Origin of the sequence: Moorena sp. SIO4A5 (assembly GCF_010672005.1) — a bacterium.
Taxonomy (GTDB): domain Bacteria; phylum Cyanobacteriota; class Cyanobacteriia; order Cyanobacteriales; family Coleofasciculaceae; genus Moorena.
This window is the reverse complement of record NZ_JAAHHZ010000601.1, coordinates 1-3015: the sequence shown is the minus strand read 5'-3', so window position 1 is coordinate 3015 and position 3015 is coordinate 1. Positions and strand designations below refer to the sequence as shown.

Annotated in this window: 4 protein-coding genes and 1 pseudogene; 1 reads left to right on the top strand and 4 read right to left on the bottom strand. The window is 44.3% G+C overall.

From position 1 onward, the window contains the following. From F6K57_RS41710 to F6K57_RS41700, 3 genes and pseudogenes are all read right to left on the bottom strand, one after another. A pseudogene (locus F6K57_RS41710) lies at positions 1 to 243 on the bottom strand (zinc-binding alcohol dehydrogenase); the annotation flags it as partial. Positions 244 to 351: 108 nt separating this feature from the next. Continuing rightward, positions 352 to 1221, bottom strand: coding sequence for a carboxylating nicotinate-nucleotide diphosphorylase (nadC, locus tag F6K57_RS41705; protein WP_293075059.1), 870 nt, complete (start codon positions 1219 to 1221; stop codon positions 352 to 354). Between the two features lie 140 nt (positions 1222 to 1361). After that, positions 1362 to 2165, bottom strand: coding sequence for an SDR family NAD(P)-dependent oxidoreductase (locus F6K57_RS41700; RefSeq protein ID WP_293075056.1), 804 nt, complete (start codon positions 2163 to 2165; stop codon positions 1362 to 1364). A gap of 70 nt (positions 2166 to 2235) precedes the next feature. Here F6K57_RS41700 and F6K57_RS41695 point away from each other — a divergent pair, with 70 nt between their 5' ends. Continuing rightward, on the top strand, positions 2236 to 2490 hold the full coding sequence (locus tag F6K57_RS41695) for a hypothetical protein (RefSeq protein ID WP_293075053.1): 255 nt from the start codon (positions 2236 to 2238) through the stop codon (positions 2488 to 2490). On the opposite strand, the gene F6K57_RS41690 is transcribed toward F6K57_RS41695, so the two are convergent. Further along, on the bottom strand, positions 2474 to 3015 hold a 542-nt coding region (locus F6K57_RS41690; RefSeq protein WP_293075050.1), incomplete at its 5' end, for an isochorismatase family protein. The genes F6K57_RS41695 and F6K57_RS41690 overlap by 17 nt on opposite strands.

Below are 3015 nucleotides of genomic sequence, written 5' to 3'. Positions count from 1 at the left end.
TTGCGTCCAGCAAGCGGAACTATTGAGGTCATTTTCCTTGGTATCTTGCAGGATAGCTTGAAAATTATTCTCCGCACCATACCAACCTGTTCGAGTATTTATATCTGTATTATTAACAGAACAAGCTCCTACTTTAATTAACACTTCTCCCTCTTTCGGGACTGGTTTAGGGACTTGGGTATAGACCAGTTTTTCGGGCCCTCCAAATCCGGTAAGAATCACAGCATTCATTAACTCTGTCATGGCTGATCGCTCAAGTCATCCTCGTCAATAGTACAGTAAGAAGCTCGAAATTCCTTCAAAATCTATCCCAGGGCATACTTCCTATACCCCTTGAGATAAACGGCGATACTACTGTTTATCCCAACTCCCCAATCTCATACTCAAATCCAACCAACTAGAGCGAGTAATGGGAGCGCTGCTGGAGATATAATCTACTCCTGTTTCGGCCACTGCACGAATCGTCTTTAAGGTAACATTACCGGATGCCTCAATTTTAATGTTGTTGTTGCTTACGCGAATTAGCTTAACTGCTACCTCCATCTCCTCAACTGGCATATTATCCAACATGATAATATCAGCATTGTGGGCGATCGCCTCTTCTACTTCCGCGAGAGTTGTTGTCTCTACTTCAATGGTCATAGGATAGGGAATAGTCTTACGAATTCGAGCGATCGCTTCCCCAATTCCCCCAGCCGCTTGAATATGATTATCCTTAATCATCACCGCATCATCCAAGCCCATGCGATGGTTAATGGCTCCTCCCACTTGAGTTGCATATTTTTCCAATAGTCTTAAGCCTGGAGTAGTTTTGCGAGTATCCACCAACTGGGCAGGCAAATCAGCAATTTTTTCGGCATACTGACGGGTTAGGGTAGCAATGCCACTCAGACTCATAGTTAGATTTAAAGCTACCCTCTCTCCCATCAACAAAGCATCAAATGGTCCGTGCAAACGAGCGATGGCTTGCCCTGGCTGACAACTTTCTCCCTCTGCTACTAGGGGGATGAAGCTGACCTTTTCATTTAATAAATAGAACACCCGCGCTGCAATTGGCAGTCCCGCAATTGTACCTGCTTGCTTAGCGATCCATTGTCCGTTTCCAGAACTAACTTCTTGAGCGAACAAAGCTTGGGTGGTGCGATCGCCTCTACCAATATCTTCTTTGAGCCATTGATGCAGTAGAGAGTCTAACACTATTGGGGGAGGTAATATTGCCATAACTCTTAACCAATTTAATTTCCTATGCAGCAATTAGATTAATATTTATACTTTGTAGCTCCCAATGGGAGTATTTCCTATCTTCTTGCCAAAAAAGGAGAAGGAAATACTCCTCAGTTAAAAGTTTAGCAAAAAAGCAGTTAAGTTAATGAAGATGGCACTCCCATCTGTCGTTGCCATTTTTCTTGAATTTTATCGTAATTGCTGTAATAGTCGTCTGGCTCGAATCCTGGCATGGGTTCATAGACATCTATTTCCTGCCACAGAGGCTGCAAGGACTCCAGAGATTCTAGAGATTGCTGGACGATTTTTTCTGGCTTGAGCCAATATTTTTTATCTTCAGCTGTTGCATTGGGTCGCAATTTGTTTTCATTACCTGTGTCTGTAGTACTGACATTGATAAACCGTCCCCTGATTAGTCCTTGCCAGTCTTCTGACTGAGCTAGGTCTTGGATATAGCTCCGTAAGGTATCTTTGGCGTAAGTATAAGAGCGCCAGAAAGGGATCTTATATTTATCCGTAACAGAACCGAAACCACAAAGAGCAAGGGTCGTCTGGCGATTGCATTGATGCTCTTGGTTAAGTTTTTCGACAAGTGGCTGGGCTACGTTGACAAAGGTATGGTAGTTTGATGAGAATATTTCATCATCAATTCCCTTTTCATCCCAGTCTGCCTCGGTGGTTTCTGTCTCGATTTCATATTTGAATTTGCCTACGCCATGGATAAGGATCACATCAGAAACTTCCGAAAGGTCGAGATTAGTGATGGCTTGCTCTGCGGCTTGGCTATCGAGAAGATCGAATTGGCAATGCAGGGCATCCGTTTCCAGAGGGGATCTAGAAATGGCTACGCAAGTGGTATTTTCTTGCTGTAGAAAGTGTTCAATAAAACTGTTACCCAGAGCGCCGCTTGCACCTGTGACAATTGTTAGTCGAGATTTCATTTTTTTTATTAAAAAGGTAAATTTTACTTGGTTTTAAACTTGGGATTGGGCATTGCTTAATAATGGAGCGATGCAGCGCGGTCTTGGGGGTTTCCCCCATGAGCGACTGCATCAAGACAATGATTTTAAGAGTGAGATGGAATGGGCATCTTGCCGTGGCATGGGCATCTGGTGTGGCATGGGCATCTTGCCGTGGCATGGGCATCTGGTGTGGAACTGGCATCTTGCCAGTTTCAATATATTTCCGGGCGGGCAGGATGCCCACCCCACTCATATTAATTCCTTGATTCAGCAATGCCTGGGATTTGTCACATCAAAATTGTAGAAGCAATGAACGCTCCACGCTCTGCCATGGTGTATAAACCAACATGATGAGCGATTTCCTGGGGATGAATTGCCGTCTTTGGCAAACCCTGCTGGGCTGCCATCTCTGCCGAGAGGTCGAAGGTGGAACAACCTTCGGTATAAACGGCAATATCTTTTAAGGTTGGTACCATATCATGATTGCGTGCTGATAGCATAGTAACCACGAAGTCCATTACACAAATATCGGTGCAGATGCCCACAACTACTAAGGCTTCTAGCTTGTGCTGGTTTATCCAGCTAATTAAAGTATTGTTTCCAGTATCTACATCAATGGAACCGATAAAACCATTGATGCAGTCTTTTTGAATTAAAGTAGCGTGGGGATGAGTTTCTAGCCATTCCAGTTCAGGAACCAGTTTTTCTTCCCCAGACCCTTTTTCACAATGAGGAGGATAGGGAGGTTCTGGTTTGCCTGGTTCGTGGGTATCTAGAAAAGCTAAGACTGGCCAACCTTTGGCGGTGAAAGCTTTTGCTAGGCGATCGC

What these genes read in the sequence shown, in the direction of transcription:
- nadC (WP_293075059.1), bottom strand. Translation starts at nt 1,221, where the DNA reads ATGGCAATATTACCTCCCCCAATAGTGTTAGACTCTCTACTGCATCAA.
- F6K57_RS41700 (WP_293075056.1), bottom strand. Translation starts at nt 2,165, where the DNA reads ATGAAATCTCGACTAACAATTGTCACAGGTGCAAGCGGCGCTCTGGGT.
- F6K57_RS41695 (WP_293075053.1), top strand. Translation starts at nt 2,236, where the DNA reads ATGCAGCGCGGTCTTGGGGGTTTCCCCCATGAGCGACTGCATCAAGAC.